Genomic DNA, 15,190 nt, shown 5'->3' on the forward strand with positions numbered 1-15,190 from the left:
TATTCAAACATGTTTAGTTCTGTTTGAATGATGGTGCGGTCGAGAAGACTCGAACTTCCACGGGTGTTACCCCACAGCGACCTCAACGCTGCGCGTCTACCAATTCCGCCACGACCGCACTGTCTTGACTTGGTGTAGCGGCGTATAGACGAGCGCGGGACGGTTGTGAAGATGCAAAATGATCATTTCTCAGGCTTTTCTGCTCGCCCGAAAAAGGAACGGGGGCGGATGATCATTCCGCCCCCGTTGACAGGTCTGATGGTGTGAAAACCAATCAGTCCGTTGAGAAACTCGGCAGCGCGGCCGCGGTGCTGGACGCCGGTACCGGTTGTGCCAATGCGCCGGTCAGGCCCGCAGCGGCGGCCTTGATCAGGGCGACTCGTTCCGGCTGTCCGGGTGCGAAGACCGGATCAACCCCGGCCTCCAGCGCGGAAACAGCTGTCTGATACCAGCCCTGTGCCTGCTCGGGCGATTTCGCAACGCCAAAGCCCTGCGCCAGGTGATGGCCGATCAGCTCTGCATAGGGACGCTGGCCGACACCAACCATGATGAGCGCCGCTCCTAGCGCCACCTCCATATTGTCACGGCGATACCCCGAGAACAGGCAGATCCCGGCGGTATTGGACAGCTGCTCGATCGACATGTTGGATTGCAGCACAAATTTCTGCACGTCGGAAATCAAGGCGTCACTGCCCGTGGTCGCCAGTTTGGCAAGATAGGGTTGAACAGCAGGCCCAAAGGCGTCGCACTGGCTGTCGACCTGTGCCTGGCTCACTCCCTGCACCTTGGCCACAAGCGCTTCGCCGGAATTGATCGCATAGGACCGGGTCAGGCAGAACTGCTCACCCAATGCCAGCTCCGGGTCGCGCAGATTGGCAACGGTCATATAGCCACCGTTGGAACTGGTGAGCAGGCTGACCTTGCTGCAATGGCTGGTGAGCGACGCGGTGCTTGCCGCCGGTGCCGGTTGCTGGAACAGCTGAATGCCGGCCAGCCCGCCTCCGGCAGGAGCGGGTGCGGGAGCAGGCGCCGGAGCGACGGCCTGCGGCGCGGAGGCCAGCACAGTTGCTCCCGGAGCGGGTGCGGGCGCAGGGGCCGGGGTTGGCACAGCCGCCTGAACCGTGCCCGACGTCGGCTCATCCGTCATCCGGCAGACGCCCTGATGACAGGCGAAGTTTGCCGTCGTGACGCCCCGCGCCATGAAGTCATTGCGCTGATAGCCCTGCGGCGTTGAGGCAAAGACCATGACGGAGCAATGCGACGCACCGCACCAGAAGGAGCTGCCGGACACCGAGGTGTCGATCATGTAGTCGTTCTTGCCATCGCCGTTCAGATCCGCCAGCTGCATGAAACCCGAACGTTGCAACAGCTGTTCGGCGCTGGGATCGGCGCTGGCCGCGATTTCATCCACGGCCTGGCTGACTTCAAACGGCAGGCCGCCGTAGCTGCCATAGCCGACTGCACTCGCGCTGCGGGTGCCGGTCGCCTCGTCCCGCCAGATCCGCAACAGCCCGCGGACGCCATTGGGGCCCTGCATCGCCTTGATCACCTGCGGGCCGCCAATCTGAGCGCGGCTGTAGGACGACACCAGGAAATCCCGTTCATATTGTGTCAGCTGCCCGGTCGCCGGGAAACCCATATGCCCCTGATACTGCGCCACGGCGCTGCGGGATTTGCGCCCCATCACGCCATCGGGGGAGCCGGCGGGAAAGCCGAAGTAATTCAGCGCCGTCTGCGTTTCACGGTTCTGCGCCCGCGCCGGCGAATAGGTCCGTTTGCGGGTCACCGGCTGTTTGCGCGCGCGGTTTTTATGCGCTTCATTGACGATCACGCCGCCGATGATACTGCCGACCAGCGCCGCGCCAAGATTGTCGGCAACCGCCGGAGCAGCCCCGGAGGTCGCCAGAATTGATGCTGCCAATGTAGTTTTAAGAGATTTTGAGAACATATTACGCGTCCCCCCCATTGATGAATACACGCAATCACGGTAGCGCACGACCCATCACGCAGGCCAGAAAATTCCGCGCATTGCTCTATAGTGGTTACAAAAGTCATAACAAAGGACACCGTCGATGGTTGAATGGATCACCACCTCCGGCCTGACCGGCTATGACGAGGCCGTCACCTTCATGGAGGAGCGTGCGGCGGGTATTGCCGCAGGAACCCACGAGGAATGTATCTGGCTGGTTGAACATCCCCCGCTCTATACGGCCGGCACTTCGGCGCGGCCCGGCGATCTGACCGACCCCGACCGTTTCCCGGTCTACGCAAGCAAGCGCGGCGGACAATATACCTACCACGGACCCGGCCAGCGCGTGGTTTACGTCATGCTGGATGTCGCCAAACGGGGCCGCGATGTGCGCTGTTTCGTCCGCCAGCTGGAGCGCTGGGTGATCCTGGCGCTCGACCGGTTCAACGTGACCGGCCATATCCGCGACGGCCGTGTCGGCGTCTGGGTGGAGCGGGACGACAAACCCCTGCGGCCCAACGGAGAGAAGACCGAGGACAAGATCGCTGCAATCGGCATCCGCCTGCGCAAATGGGTGAGCTTTCACGGCATTTCGATCAACGTGGAGCCTGACCTCAGCCATTTTGACGGCATCGTCCCCTGCGGCATCACCGAATTCGGCGTTACCAGCCTCGTGGATCTGGGGTTGCCGGTCACGATGACGGATGTGGATGTGGCGCTGAAGCAATGTTTCGATGTCGCCTTTGCCACAACCGAAACCTGTGCCCTCGACTAGGCGTCAGCCCCCGTTGCGCGACGGGCCGATCATGACGTCATGCGCTGACGCAGGTCGTCGATCGCTGCAAACACCAGCTCCGGCTGGGCATAGAGCAGCATGGTACCGGCACGTTTGCTGACCCGGATCTGAAGGTTGGCGTGACCACTCCCCAGCGCGGCCTGCAATTTGTCGACCGGCGTCACGGTATCTTCTCCGCCATGCAGATAGATGGTCGGCGCGGCCTTGGCACAATGGCGCATGTCGCGCGAGCGAACCGCCAACCGCAGATCAATTTCGTAGCCGCCGCGCCCCTGCTGCATCATCATCCTGTGGCTCTGGTCCAGAACCGCGCTCAACGCGGGGTCGGCCAGCAGTTGGCGGTCCGCGCTTTCGCGGGCGATCTGGCGCGACACCAGGACCTGCGGCCCCTTTTGCCGCACGGACCGTGACCAGCTGCGCACCACAAGCGGCAGCACCGCGCTGGCATGGACCGCGCTCAGCGCCAGCGCGCGCTGATGCCCGCGCAGGGCCCTTGCATGTCCGATACTGGGCAATGGCAGTGTCGCGCCGATACAGACCACCCCGCCCAGCCGGTCACGCAGCCGACGCCCGGCGGCGGCGGCAAACAGGCATCCGCTGCGATGCCCCATCAGGATGGGATTGACCAAACCCTCCGCGTCGATCAGCGCATCCAACTGGGTTACGAATAAATCAATCGGATCAGTCCCGCTCGGCAAACTGTCCGAGCCACCATAGCCGCAGCGCAAAGGTGCCAGACACCGCAGGCCACGCGCCCGCAACTGCGGTTGCAGCCGCTGGATCGCCGCAACCCCGTCAAAGATACCATGGACAAAGATCACCGGCTGGCCGCGCTCGGCGCCAAACTGCAAATATTGTGAAGTCAGCCCGGACGCCAGGCTCAGTACGCGTTGTGGGGGTGACGCGCGACCCGCAGCGATATCGTGATCGCGAGTCGTCTGCTGCATGAGATAGGCAAGAAACCGCAGCATCTCAGGGCAGCTTGGCGCTGCAGTTTTGCTGAGCATCTGGCCCAGAAGGGCCAGTTCTGGCCCGCGCTCGGCACCGGTCCCGATGCGCAGCTCAATCCAGTCGGCCTCAATCAACAGATGACGCAGCAGCGACATTTCCTCCGGATCAAAGCCGAACCGCAATGCCACCTGATCTGCCGCCACATCCGACCAGCCGGTCGTAAGCTGTTCCACCAGAACCGCCGGTGCCGAGGGGTCCACGGCCCGTAATCGGCCGCGCCATGCAGCCATGTCAGACGGGCGCGCGCTAGAAAGACCATCGACGGCGCCCAGCCTCTCCCCGCGGCCGCCCACCGCTTGGCACATCAGCAGCCGCCCCCCCTCGCCCCGCAGCAACGTAAGTGCAGGGCGCGGCCTATCCTCATCAAAAAGCGTGTACCACAGTGGCAGCTTGGCATCCGCAACCCCAATGGCCTGAGCGATCCAGGGCGCGGTGATGCGCCCACGACGCGGCCAGTCATCACCTGCGGCCAGAATCTCCGCCTCGCGCGATACCAGCAGCCAGTTTCTCGCACCGCAGGGAAGCACTGCCTGAAGCTCTGGCCAGGATCCATGGTTCTGCGCCGCGATCAGGCGACTCCTGAGATAGATGGCGCGGTCAAAGTGACGTCCGATCAGCGCCGCCCCGGCAAGCTCGCGTTCAGGTGACAAATGCGCCGAAAGCCCCAGCCCATCAGAAGAGCCCGCAGATCCCTGCCAGGAGCTGGCAACCGCCTTACCGGCGCCAACTGGCGTCGATCCTATCAGTGCGCTCTTGGCTTTCCCGGCGACACCATCATAGCCCGCACGGATCAGCCGGTCCCGCCAGGCGACCGCATTGGACGCGCCAAGAACAGAGCCGTAGACGGCCGCTGCCACCGTCTCGTCCGACAGCCCCCTTAGATCACCACTATCCTCTGCCGTCTTACCCACGGCCCCTCCTCAGCAACATACACAGGCCAAACGCCCGTCACTTTGCAAAACCATGGCGCATCTGCGCAGGTTGGTATGAACACAAGCAGCCCCGACCGATACGAGACTGCCGCAACTTTCATTTCCGGTTCCCCTTCGCCGGGCGTTGCAGAGACACCACGGGCAGGCCAGGGACAGGCCGCCATAAACATGAAACCCACATCGCTCCGCCTGGACAGCTGCGCTGCCAAGCCCCCTCCCGATATCGGTTCAGTTCTCAGTTCTTAAGGCCCTATGGCCTAGACTGCCGGGACCCTAGGATAAACGGGTCACACATATCAATATAAATTTCATCCAAAGGTAGAATAACTGGTCCGCGGCTTCGCGCCTGTGCATCAGCACAGCAGCACGAGCCGCGACAGGCCAGGACAGCCCGCCGGTAATCGCTTACTCTGATTAACATGCGGCCTCTATCAGGCGGCGGCGTCCACGGCCTTACGCATTATCTCCGCATGTGCCTGCAAAACACCCGGATCGGCCATTATGCCCGGTGGTCGCACTGTATCGCCGTCGCGACGTGGCAACACGTGGAAATGCAGATGGAACACCTCCTGCCCACCCGCAGCCTCGTTGAACTGCTGAATGGTAATCCCTTGGGCGTCAAATGCCTGCATCGCGATCCGACCGATCTTCTGCACGGTCGCCATGACCGCCGCCAGCTGGGCCGGTGATGCGTCAAGGACATTCCGGCAGGGCGTCTTGGGGATCACCAGCATGTGCCCGTCGGAGCGCGGCATGATATCCATGAACACCAGCGTATCATTGTCTTCGTAGACTTTGTGCGCTGGCAGTTCTCCGAGCAGAATTTTTGCGAAGATATTGTTTGGATCGTACACCGCCACTATCTGCCCTCCGTAGCTATCAACGGGAACTTGCGCGGCTATCGCCCGCTGGTCAAGCACACAAGGACCGCCCGTTCGATAAAACACGGCTAAATCCTTCCCGGACGACCCAAGGCCGGGGGGCGCTTCGCCGTGACATACGCCGGACCACGGCGCCAAAGGATCAGAAAGGCAGCCCGAAAGGGCCTGCCCGCGACAATTATTCTTGATCCATATCAAACTCCGCCATTGAAGGCCTGTTGCCGGCGAACTAAAACGCAGGATGAGTCTAGGCCCGCCGGGGACGGTGTTTGTTGGCCTATCGTTATGCAACAGGAGGCACCTTAATGGCAGATGCAGCCATTCATGGTCACGGCCACGAAGACGAGCGCGGTTTTTTCACCCGCTGGTTCATGAGCACGAACCATAAGGATATCGGCATTCTCTACCTGATCGTTTCGGCGATCGTTGGTTTCATCTCCGTCGCGTTCACCGTTTACATGCGGCTTGAACTGATGGATCCCGGCGTTCAGTACATGTGCCTTGAAGGTGCACGTCTTTTTGCAGATGCGTCTGCGGCATGTACCCCCAACGGGCATCTGTGGAACGTTCTGATCACCGGCCACGGCATCCTGATGATGTTCTTCGTGGTTATTCCCGCGCTGTTCGGCGGGTTCGGCAACTACTTCATGCCGCTACAGATCGGCGCGCCGGACATGGCGTTCCCGCGGATGAACAACCTGTCGTTCTGGATGTATGTCGCGGGCACCTCGCTCGCGGTTGCCTCGGTCCTCGCACCGGGCGGCAACGACCAGGCCGGTTCCGGCGTCGGCTGGGTTCTCTACCCGCCGCTGTCCACCAACGAAGGCGGCTTCTCCATGGACCTGGCGATCTTCGCCGTTCACGTCTCTGGTGCGTCCTCGATCCTCGGTGCGATCAACATGATCACCACCTTCCTGAACATGCGTGCCCCCGGCATGACCCTGTTCAAGGTGCCGCTGTTCTCCTGGTCGATCTTCGTCACCTCCTGGCTGATCCTGCTGTCCCTGCCAGTTCTGGCCGGCGCGATCACCATGCTGCTGATGGACCGCAACTTTGGGTTCACCTTCTTTGACCCTGCCGGCGGCGGCGACCCGATCCTGTATCAGCACATCCTGTGGTTCTTCGGCCACCCGGAAGTGTACATCGTGATCCTGCCGGGCTTTGGCATCATCTCCCACGTGATCGCGACCTTCGCCCGCAAACCGGTCTTCGGCTACCTGCCGATGGTCTGGGCGATCATCGCGATTGGTGTTCTGGGCTTTGTCGTCTGGGCGCACCACATGTACACCGTCGGCATGTCGCTGAACCAGCAGGCCTACTTCATGCTGGCCACCATGGTGATCGCGGTTCCGACCGGGGTTAAGGTGTTCTCCTGGATCGCCACCATGTGGGGCGGCTCGATCGAGTTCAAAGCTCCGATGATGTTCGCCTTCGGCTTCCTGTTCCTGTTCACCGTCGGTGGTGTGACCGGTGTGGTTCTGTCGCAGGCGGCTGTCGACCGCGCCTATCACGACACCTACTATGTGGTTGCGCACTTCCACTACGTGATGTCGCTGGGTGCTGTCTTTGCGATCTTCTCCGGTGTGTACTTCTACTTCGGCAAGATGACCGGTCGTCAGTACTCCGAGCTGGGCGCCCAGATCCATTTCTGGATGTTCTTCATCGGCGCCAACCTGACCTTCTTCCCCCAGCACTTCCTGGGCCGTCAGGGCATGCCGCGTCGTTACATCGACTACCCGGAAGGCTTTGCGTACTGGAATAAGATCTCGTCCTATGGCGCGTTCCTGTCCTTTGCATCGTTCCTGCTGTTCTTTGGCGTTGTGATCTACTCGCTGCTGCGCGGTGCCCGCATCACCCAGAACAACTACTGGAACGAATATGCGGATACTCTGGAGTGGACCCTGCCCTCTCCGCCGCCGGAGCACACCTTCGAAATCCTGCCCAAGCAGGAAGACTGGGATCGCTCCCATTCGCACTAAGGTGTTGATGAACTGAATGACAGACAGGCCCCGGAGCACCCGCTTCGGGGCCTTCTTTCTGCCCGCAGCACCGACCCGGTTCCCCCCTTTTGCAGCTGCGACGCATGGCCCTGTCGAGATGCTGGACAGGCCGCTGGCGGACGCTAAATTCACGCCATGCCGTATCAATGGATCACAGCCCGAACCGACAGCAATCAAGAGCTGCACCTATGGCCGCATCAGTCGCTGCCGCCAGAGGGCTATGTCCGCTTTCTGGGGGTGCTTGCGGCGCTGATCACCATCCCGATGATCCCCCTTTTGGGCAGTGCGGCGCTCTGGGGGGTTCTGCCCTTTGTGACAGCGACGCTGTTTGCGGTGAAATGGGCGCTGGATCGCAGTCGCCGTGACCGGCATGTCCTGGAAGTGCTGACGCTGGACTCCACCGAAGCGCATCTGGAGCGCATCAACCCGACCGGACAGCGCCAGAACTGGCGTTGTAACCGCTATTGGACACAGGTCAAACTGCATGCCGATGACGGACCCGTGCCGAATTACGTCACCCTGCGCGGCAGTGGCCGAGAGGTCGAAATCGGCGCCTTCCTGTCCGAGGAGGAACGCAAGGCGCTCTATGAGGATCTGAAGACCGCGCTGCACCGGCACAGCCCGTGACACCCCGATGCCGGACTGCCCCGCATAACTGCACCTTTGACTTTGGCCGGGGCGCCGCGTATCAGAGGCATATGTTCAATACGTCCGTATCCTTTTCGATCCAGTATTATCCGCTGTTTTCATAACGGCGGACGTATTCTCATTTCTTGATGTTCATCCCGCCGCGTTCCGGCGGACAGAGGCAGCATCTCACATCATCCCAACGGCAGCGCGGCACAGACCGGAGCCCGATGTCGATGTCGCTTTCCACCAGATTCCCCCGCGTTGGCCTGATTGGTTTTGGCGCCTTTGGCCAGCTGATCGCCCGTCACCTGTCGCCGCTGGTGCCGATCTGCGTGCATGATCCAGCCTCAGGCTGTGACCTGCCGCAACACCCGTCCCTGCGTTTCTGCCCGCTTGCCGAAACCGCCGCCTGCCCGCTGGTCATTCTTGCGGTCCCTGTCAGTGCGATGGAGCAGCTCTGCCACGAGATTGCACCGCTGCTCACCCCTGGCGCATTGGTGATGGATGTCGGCTCTGTCAAAATGGCGCCGGCGGAGGTGATGCTGCGGACCCTGCCGCCTGAGGTCCAGCTTCTGGGAAGCCATCCCTTGTTCGGCCCCCAAAGCGCCGCGCAGGGTCTCGCCGGTCAGAAAATCGCCCTCTGCCCATTACGCGGCGGGCGCCCCTTGCGCCTGGCGGCGCTGCTGCGCCATGTCTTCGGGCTCGATGTCATCTGGACCACACCCGAGGCCCATGACCGCGAGCTGGCGACAGTACAGGGTCTGACCCATCTGATCGCCCAGGCGCTCAGTCAGGTTGCATCGGGTCCCCTGCGGATGACCACAGCCAGTTTCGAACTGATGCAACAGGCCAGCCGGATGGTCGCCGGAGATGCCCCTAACGTGCAGCAGGCGATCCTGCGCGACAATCCCTTTGCCGCTGAGGTGCGCGAGGCCTTCCTCCAATGCGCGGCCGACCTCGGCCAATCATCCACATACCAGCCCCGGGCAACCCCCTGGTCGGCAACCCAATGCCCAGCAAAAAGCCCGCCAAAGGTGGCGGGCTTCTGATCTGACAGCGATTGGCTCAGGTCAGCGTCAGCAGTCGCCGCTGTGGCAGAGCTGATCCTTCACCAGGGGGCCGACTTTGCCGAAATCCATCTGGCCGGTGTATTTGCCCTTCAGGGCGCCCATCACCTTGCCCATGTCACGGATCGACTGCGCACCAGTATCAGCAACCGCAGCCTTGACCGCCTCGGCGATTTCGTCGTCGCTCAGCTGTTTGGGGAGGAACTCCTCAATGATAGCAATCTCACCCAGCTCGCGTTCGGCCAGGTCCAGCCGTCCGCCTTCCTCGTAGGCGCGTGCGCTTTCGTTGCGCTGCTTGGTCATCTTGCCCAGAATGGCGAGGATCTCTGCATCGCCAATTCCGCCCCCTTCACCATCGACCCGGTCGGCAATTTCACGGTCCTTGATCGCGGCATTGATCAGACGCAAGGTTGCCAGTCGGGCAGCTGCGCGGTCCTTCATGGCCTGTTTCAGGGCCATATTGACCCGAGTTCGCGTATCCATTTATCTGTCCATTCCCACGGAGTCGGAAACCGGATCTTTACCTAAAGTGGTAGTCAAGTTCAAGTTGGGGCCAGACAAATGACGTTGGGGCACCCAAACACCGTTAGATGATGCCGGCCTCGCCCCGCAAACAGGCCCAGATCGCAGCGACGGAGGCTTGACGGCTTGGCGCCCACCCCTTAGATACCCGTGAATTTTGCCCATATTGGAGAGTCGCGCCATGGCCGATACCGTCCCACCCAAGCCCACCGCATGTTTGGCACTGGCTGATGGCACCATCTTTTATGGAAACGGCTTTGGTGCCACCGGCGAAACCGTGGCAGAGCTCTGCTTCAACACGGCCATGACCGGCTATCAGGAAATCATGACCGACCCCTCCTACGCGGGGCAGATCGTGACCTTCACCTTCCCTCACATCGGCAACACCGGCGTCACCCCCGAGGATGACGAAACCGCCGATCCCGTCGCCGCAGGCATGGTGGTGAAATGGGATCCGACACAATCCTCCAACTGGCGCGCCACCGAAGAGCTGAAAACCTGGCTCACCCGCACCGGACGTATCGCCATCGGCGGCGTTGACACCCGCCGCCTGACCCGTGCGATCCGTCAGCAAGGCGCCCCGCATGTGGCCCTGGCCCATGATCCCGACGGCAATTTCGACATCGAAGCACTGATCGCCAAGGCTCGCGAATGGTCGGGCCTTGAAGGGCGCGACCTGGCCAAGGACGTTACCTGCGCGCAAAGCTATCGCTGGGACGAAATGCGGTGGGCCTGGCCCGAGGGCTATACCCGTCAGGAAGACCCCAAGCACAAGGTTGTCGCCATCGACTACGGTGCCAAGCGCAATATCCTGCGCTGCCTCGCATCGGCGGGTTGTGACGTGACCGTCCTGCCCGCCTCTGCCACCGCTGATGAGGTGCTGGCCCATAACCCCGATGGTGTCTTCCTCTCCAATGGTCCCGGTGATCCCGCCGCCACCGGCGTCTATGCCGTGCCGATGATCCAGCAGATCCTCGACACCACGGATCTGCCGATGTTCGGGATCTGCCTCGGCCACCAGATGCTGGCACTGGCGCTTGGCGGCAAGACCGTCAAAATGAACCACGGCCACCACGGCGCCAACCACCCGGTGAAGGAAAATGCCACCGGCAAAGTTGAGATCACATCGATGAACCACGGGTTTGCCGTCGACGGGCAGAGCCTGCCTGACGGTGTCGAAGAGACGCATGTGTCGCTGTTCGACGGCTCCAACTGTGGCATTCGCATCTCCGATCGTCCGGTCTATTCGGTGCAGCACCACCCCGAAGCAAGCCCCGGCCCGCAGGACAGTTTCTACCTGTTCGAGCGCTTCGCCGAGGCTATGGCTGCGCGCAAATCTGCGTAAATTCAGCGGGGCTGAGATAAGCCTACGCAAAAAACACGGTTCCATGGCAAGCTTTTGCCATGGAAAACAAGGGCTTGATAAATACGCCCCTGTAAAAACCTCTTGCTCGAATCCATGACCGCATAAACTGTGCTGTCATGGTTGAACACAACCTCAAATTCCTAGAGGCGGCACGACCCCTCATTCGGCGCGAACGCCAGACCTCCTTTGAACGGCGGCTGGTGGAAGATCACGCCGTCAGCAAGGATCACCTGATGCGGGCGCTGGTTCTGCGTCAGCATCAGCGCGCTCCGATTGATCAGATCCTTGTTTCCGAAGGGTGGGCCAGTCAGGAGCAGGTTCTGGATGCGCTGTCGTCCCAGCACGGGATGCCACGGGTTGATCTGGGCGGGCATCGCCCCCAGGCGCGTCTGCTCGCGCGCAAACCCGCCCGGTTCTGGCTGCGTCGCTGTGCGCTGCCATACATGCAACTGGGGCAGACCGTGATCGTCGCGATAGCGCATCCAGCCGCCTTTGCCGAGGTGCAGCGCGACCTTGCAGAAAGCTTTGGCGATGTGCGGCCGGTGATCGCAAGCGAAGCGCAGATCACCGAACTGCTCAGCAGTCATTTCCGCGAGGATCTTGCCCGCGACGCCAGCGCCTCTGTACCGCTGCGCTATAGCTGCCGCACTTTGCGCCAGCCGAACTGGCTAGGCCTGCCGCTGCTGACGGGACTCGCCGGCCTTGGCCTGACCGCGACCCGGCCAAGGCTGGTTTTTACCCTGCTCTGCGGGTTGGCGCTCTTTACGCTCTTGCTGTTCATTCTGCTGAAATGTGCAGGTTTCGTATCCCATTTGCAGGACCGGCGGCGGCGACGTCCGCACGAGAGCACGCAGCCTCTGTCAAAGCAGCCGCCCAGCGCAGGCTCTCTACAGCTGGCGGCCACGGGACGGCGCCTGCCGCGCATGTCGATCCTTGTCCCGCTCTACAAAGAGGCCGAAATCGGCCGCGCCCTCCTGCGACGTCTGTGCAAACTCACCTACCCGCGCAGCCTGCTCGAAGTGCTTCTGGTCCTCGAAGAAGACGACGAGGTCACCCGCAACGCCATCCATTGCGCCGATTTACCCGATTGGTTCCGCGTGATCGAAGTACCCGCCCACGGCGGCCTGACCACCAAGCCACGGGCGATGAACTACGCGCTGAACTACTGCCGGGGGGAAATTATCGGTGTTTGGGATGCCGAAGATGCCCCGGATCCCGACCAGTTGGAACAGGTCGCACGTGCCTTTGCGCAGGGCGATAACGATCTGGCCTGCCTGCAAGGCGCGCTCGACTACTACAACCCGGATCAGAACTGGATCTCGCGCTGTTTCACCCTCGAATACGCCAGCTGGTTCCGCATCGTACTGCCGGGCATCGCCCGCCTTGGGCTGGTGGTTCCGCTGGGTGGCACCACGCTGTTTATCCGCCGTAACGTTCTGGAACAGCTGGGCGGCTGGGACGCCCATAACGTGACCGAGGATGCCGATCTTGGCGTCCGCCTCAGCCGCCTTGGCTATCGCACGGAAATGCTGCCCACCACCACCTATGAGGAGGCCAACTGCCGCGCATGGCCCTGGATCAAGCAACGCTCGCGCTGGCTGAAGGGGTTCATGGTCACCTATCTGGTGCATATGCGCCGCCCCGCCGTACTGGCGCGGCAATTGGGCTGGCGCCAGTTCCTCGGCCTTCAGGCCTTCTTCCTCGGCACCGTTGGCCAGTTCCTGCTGGCGCCCTGCCTCTGGACCTTCTGGCTGATCACCCTCGGCCTTGGCCATCCCAGCGCCCCGCTGCTGCCCGCAGGCGCGCCCTATCTGGCCGCTGCCGCCCTGGTTTTCTTTGAACTCCTTGGCATCATCATCGCCGTTACGGCGGCCTTTGCCAGCGGTCGGCGATCGCTGGCGCTCTGGGCGCCCAGCATGATGCTCTATTTTCCGCTGGGTGTGATTGCCGTATACAAGGCGCTCTACGAGCTGATTTTCAAACCGTTCTTCTGGGACAAGACCGCGCACGGCCAACCCGCGAAGGCTCGCAAGCCGCTCGCCCCGAGGCTCCCGACCGGTGGCACCTAGCCCTTGCTGCGATCGCCCGCGTCCTGTTTCAGCCGGGTCATGAAGGCGACAGAAATATGGTCCTTCAGCGCCCGCCCCGCCGCCTCTTCATCGCGACGCTCGATCGCGTTCACGATGGTCTTATGTTCGGCCTGCGCAATCCGGCCCCGCCCCTCCGCCGCCAGCGAGGTGGTCGCCATCAGCGCCATCGTGCGGTGGACCAGGTTCAGCTGCTGCACCAGATACCGGTTATGTGACGCCAGATGGATCTGCTCGTGAAACCGGCGGTTGGCCTTCGCAAGCTCCGTCGGATTGTCTACAAAGGCATCGTCAGAGGCGACCATCTCCTGCAGTACCCGGACCTCCTCCTCGGTAGCGTGCCGCGCCGCAAGGCTGGCCGCCAGCCCTTCCAGTTCGCGCCGCACCACATATAGCTCCGCCATCTGGTTGTGATCCAGCGAGGCAACAATCAGCGACCGGCCATCGCGCTCCAGCAGCGATTGGGTCTCCAGCCGCTGCAACGCCTCGCGGATGGGCGTGCGCGAGACACCGAACCGTTCGGCAAGGTCGCTCTCGACCAGACGGTCTCCGGGCCGGTAAACCCCGACATCAATGGCTTCAAGGATCAGCGCGTAAGCGTCGGTCTGGCTGGTGCTACGGGTCAGGTTCATGTCGATCCTTGGGTTGTTGACCCCCGATGTCTACAGGTCCGGCCGCTGTGCAATCAACCCCGCCCCGACCACGCAGTTAAAATCAGCCCCTCGGATCGACCCGAAGACGCCACGGCGATGTAGTGCACCGGCGCATGGCGACAGTTGCAATCATGCGGCGGGCGACCTAGGTCACAGGCCATGGTATCGCAATCTTTTTCTCACGTCCGCCATTGGGTGTTCGATCTCGACAACACCCTCTATCACCCCTCCGCCCGGCTGTTCGATCAGATCGAGGTCAAGATGACGGACTACGTCATGACGGCGCTTGGCGTCGACCAGCAGATGGCCAATAAGCTGCGAGATGACTACTGGCGCGAACATGGCACCACCCTTGCCGGGCTGATGGCCCATCACGATCTGGACCCGGACCCGTTCCTGATCGAGGTCCACGACATCAATTTCGATCATCTGGAGCCGGACAGCCTGCTGGCCGAACGGATCCGGGATCTGCCGGGCAAGCGGATCATCTATACCAATGGCACCGCCCCCTATGCCGAGCGGGTGCTGGCGGCGCGGGGTCTTGAGGGCTGCTTTGACGAGATCTACGGGGTCGAACATGCCAATTACCGCCCCAAACCCGAACGTCAGGCCTTTGACATCATCTTTGCCAAGGCAAAGATCAACCCGACAAAGGCTGCGATGTTCGAGGACGATCCGCGCAATCTGCAGGCGCCGCATGATCTGGGGATGTGTACTGTGCATGTGGCACCAACCGCGGCGACCGGCGCGCATATTCACCACCACACGGATGATCTGACCGGGTTTCTCGGGCTGCTGTAGCCGCCTGCGGACAGCGTAAGGTGGCACCGGCCTGCGCATCCTGTCGCACCCCCGTGGCGCGCCGCCGCACCCGACTTTTTCCGGGACTGATAACCTCTATATGGCAGGTATCTTTTCCGCGCAGGCCCGGCCCTTCCGCCATCAGGCTGCGCTCTCCGCCACAGCCAAGGATGCCCGCCCGATGAATGACCTGACGTTCGACCACAGCCAGCACCGCACCACTGTGACCGCAGCCCCGGCGGCGGCTCCCGTGCCTGCCGACAGCCATAACAGTGGCGCCACAAAGGCGCTTCTGGCTATCCTCCTTTATGTTCTGCTCTGGGGCCTCGCTGTTGCGATCTGGGGCCTGCCCGCGCTGTTCCTCCCTGCGGTCGCCAAGACCGGCATCATGTTTGTCGTCTTGGTGATGATCACCCGTGGCTAGGGGCGCGGCGCCAATTGAACCCCGAAAAAGGCCCGGCATAAGGACAGTATG

13 protein-coding genes and 1 tRNA gene are annotated in these 15,190 nt (G+C 62.0%); 8 read left to right on the top strand and 6 right to left on the bottom strand.

Annotation, left to right across the window (positions count from 1 at the left end):
* Positions 1-31 precede the first annotated feature (31 nt).
* Both VWZ87_RS10460 and VWZ87_RS10465 read right to left on the bottom strand, forming a co-directional pair.
* Positions 32-118 (bottom strand) — tRNA-Leu (locus tag VWZ87_RS10460).
* A 156-nt stretch (positions 119-274) separates the two neighbouring features.
* On the bottom strand, positions 275-1,948 hold the full coding sequence (locus tag VWZ87_RS10465; RefSeq protein ID WP_416535796.1) for a peptidoglycan-binding domain-containing protein: 1,674 nt from the start codon (positions 1,946-1,948) through the stop codon (positions 275-277).
* Positions 1,949-2,072: 124 nt separating this feature from the next.
* Between VWZ87_RS10465 and lipB the strand changes: the two genes are divergently transcribed.
* Positions 2,073-2,744 (top strand): lipoyl(octanoyl) transferase LipB, encoded by a 672-nt coding sequence (gene lipB, locus VWZ87_RS10470; protein ID WP_416535795.1) that lies wholly within the window; start codon positions 2,073-2,075, stop codon positions 2,742-2,744.
* A 29-nt stretch (positions 2,745-2,773) separates the two neighbouring features.
* On the opposite strand, the gene VWZ87_RS10475 is transcribed toward lipB, so the two are convergent.
* Positions 2,774-4,687: an alpha/beta fold hydrolase gene (locus VWZ87_RS10475; protein ID WP_416535794.1), complete on the bottom strand. Its 1,914-nt coding sequence runs from the start codon at positions 4,685-4,687 to the stop codon at positions 2,774-2,776.
* Positions 4,688-5,139: 452 nt separating this feature from the next.
* Positions 5,140-5,568, bottom strand: coding sequence for an HIT family protein (locus tag VWZ87_RS10480; RefSeq protein ID WP_416535882.1), 429 nt, complete (start codon positions 5,566-5,568; stop codon positions 5,140-5,142).
* Positions 5,569-5,894: 326 nt separating this feature from the next.
* Here VWZ87_RS10480 and VWZ87_RS10485 point away from each other — a divergent pair, with 326 nt between their 5' ends.
* The 3 genes from VWZ87_RS10485 (at position 5,895) to VWZ87_RS10495 (ending at position 9,268) form a co-directional block, all read left to right on the top strand.
* The gene (locus VWZ87_RS10485; protein ID WP_340544700.1) at positions 5,895-7,568 is read left to right on the top strand and encodes a cytochrome c oxidase subunit 1; all 1,674 of its coding nucleotides are present in this window, start codon (positions 5,895-5,897) and stop codon (positions 7,566-7,568) included.
* Positions 7,569-7,724: 156 nt separating this feature from the next.
* Positions 7,725-8,216, top strand: coding sequence for a DUF2244 domain-containing protein (locus VWZ87_RS10490; protein ID WP_416535793.1), 492 nt, complete (start codon positions 7,725-7,727; stop codon positions 8,214-8,216).
* 230 nt (positions 8,217-8,446) lie between these two features.
* Positions 8,447-9,268: a prephenate dehydrogenase/arogenate dehydrogenase family protein gene (locus VWZ87_RS10495; RefSeq protein ID WP_416535792.1), complete on the top strand. Its 822-nt coding sequence runs from the start codon at positions 8,447-8,449 to the stop codon at positions 9,266-9,268.
* Positions 9,269-9,295: 27 nt separating this feature from the next.
* On the opposite strand, the gene VWZ87_RS10500 is transcribed toward VWZ87_RS10495, so the two are convergent.
* Positions 9,296-9,769 (bottom strand): GatB/YqeY domain-containing protein, encoded by a 474-nt coding sequence (locus tag VWZ87_RS10500; RefSeq protein ID WP_260087338.1) that lies wholly within the window; start codon positions 9,767-9,769, stop codon positions 9,296-9,298.
* Between the two features lie 220 nt (positions 9,770-9,989).
* Here VWZ87_RS10500 and carA point away from each other — a divergent pair, with 220 nt between their 5' ends.
* The gene (carA, locus tag VWZ87_RS10505) at positions 9,990-11,153 is read left to right on the top strand and encodes a glutamine-hydrolyzing carbamoyl-phosphate synthase small subunit (RefSeq protein WP_260087337.1); all 1,164 of its coding nucleotides are present in this window, start codon (positions 9,990-9,992) and stop codon (positions 11,151-11,153) included.
* A gap of 137 nt (positions 11,154-11,290) precedes the next feature.
* On the top strand, positions 11,291-13,243 hold the full coding sequence (locus tag VWZ87_RS10510; protein ID WP_416535791.1) for a glycosyltransferase: 1,953 nt from the start codon (positions 11,291-11,293) through the stop codon (positions 13,241-13,243).
* Here the strand turns inward: VWZ87_RS10510 and VWZ87_RS10515 are convergent.
* Entirely contained in the window at positions 13,240-13,893 is a 654-nt protein-coding gene (locus tag VWZ87_RS10515) for a GntR family transcriptional regulator (protein WP_340544695.1), read from the bottom strand. The two genes, VWZ87_RS10510 and VWZ87_RS10515, sit on opposite strands and share 4 nt — an antisense overlap.
* 180 nt (positions 13,894-14,073) lie before the next feature.
* Here VWZ87_RS10515 and VWZ87_RS10520 point away from each other — a divergent pair, with 180 nt between their 5' ends.
* Both VWZ87_RS10520 and VWZ87_RS10525 read left to right on the top strand, forming a co-directional pair.
* Complete coding sequence (locus VWZ87_RS10520) at positions 14,074-14,715, top strand: pyrimidine 5'-nucleotidase (protein ID WP_416535790.1); 642 nt, start codon at positions 14,074-14,076, stop codon at positions 14,713-14,715.
* A gap of 100 nt (positions 14,716-14,815) precedes the next feature.
* Positions 14,816-15,139 (top strand): hypothetical protein, encoded by a 324-nt coding sequence (locus VWZ87_RS10525; protein ID WP_416535789.1) that lies wholly within the window; start codon positions 14,816-14,818, stop codon positions 15,137-15,139.
* The last annotated feature ends 51 nt before the right edge of the window (positions 15,140-15,190 follow it).

The sequence above is a fragment of the Phaeobacter sp. JH20_37 genome (genome assembly GCF_048056015.1).
Classification (GTDB): Bacteria; Pseudomonadota; Alphaproteobacteria; order Rhodobacterales; family Rhodobacteraceae; genus Phaeobacter; species Phaeobacter bryozoorum.

What these genes read in the sequence shown, in the direction of transcription:
- VWZ87_RS10465 (WP_416535796.1), bottom strand. Translation starts at nt 1,948, where the DNA reads ATGTTCTCAAAATCTCTTAAAACTACATTGGCAGCATCAATTCTGGCG.
- lipB (WP_416535795.1), top strand. Translation starts at nt 2,073, where the DNA reads ATGGTTGAATGGATCACCACCTCCGGCCTGACCGGCTATGACGAGGCC.
- VWZ87_RS10485 (WP_340544700.1), top strand. Translation starts at nt 5,895, where the DNA reads ATGGCAGATGCAGCCATTCATGGTCACGGCCACGAAGACGAGCGCGGT.
- VWZ87_RS10490 (WP_416535793.1), top strand. Translation starts at nt 7,725, where the DNA reads ATGCCGTATCAATGGATCACAGCCCGAACCGACAGCAATCAAGAGCTG.
- VWZ87_RS10495 (WP_416535792.1), top strand. Translation starts at nt 8,447, where the DNA reads ATGTCGATGTCGCTTTCCACCAGATTCCCCCGCGTTGGCCTGATTGGT.
- VWZ87_RS10500 (WP_260087338.1), bottom strand. Translation starts at nt 9,769, where the DNA reads ATGGATACGCGAACTCGGGTCAATATGGCCCTGAAACAGGCCATGAAG.
- carA (WP_260087337.1), top strand. Translation starts at nt 9,990, where the DNA reads ATGGCCGATACCGTCCCACCCAAGCCCACCGCATGTTTGGCACTGGCT.
- VWZ87_RS10510 (WP_416535791.1), top strand. Translation starts at nt 11,291, where the DNA reads ATGGTTGAACACAACCTCAAATTCCTAGAGGCGGCACGACCCCTCATT.
- VWZ87_RS10515 (WP_340544695.1), bottom strand. Translation starts at nt 13,893, where the DNA reads ATGAACCTGACCCGTAGCACCAGCCAGACCGACGCTTACGCGCTGATC.
- VWZ87_RS10520 (WP_416535790.1), top strand. Translation starts at nt 14,074, where the DNA reads ATGGTATCGCAATCTTTTTCTCACGTCCGCCATTGGGTGTTCGATCTC.
- VWZ87_RS10525 (WP_416535789.1), top strand. Translation starts at nt 14,816, where the DNA reads ATGGCAGGTATCTTTTCCGCGCAGGCCCGGCCCTTCCGCCATCAGGCT.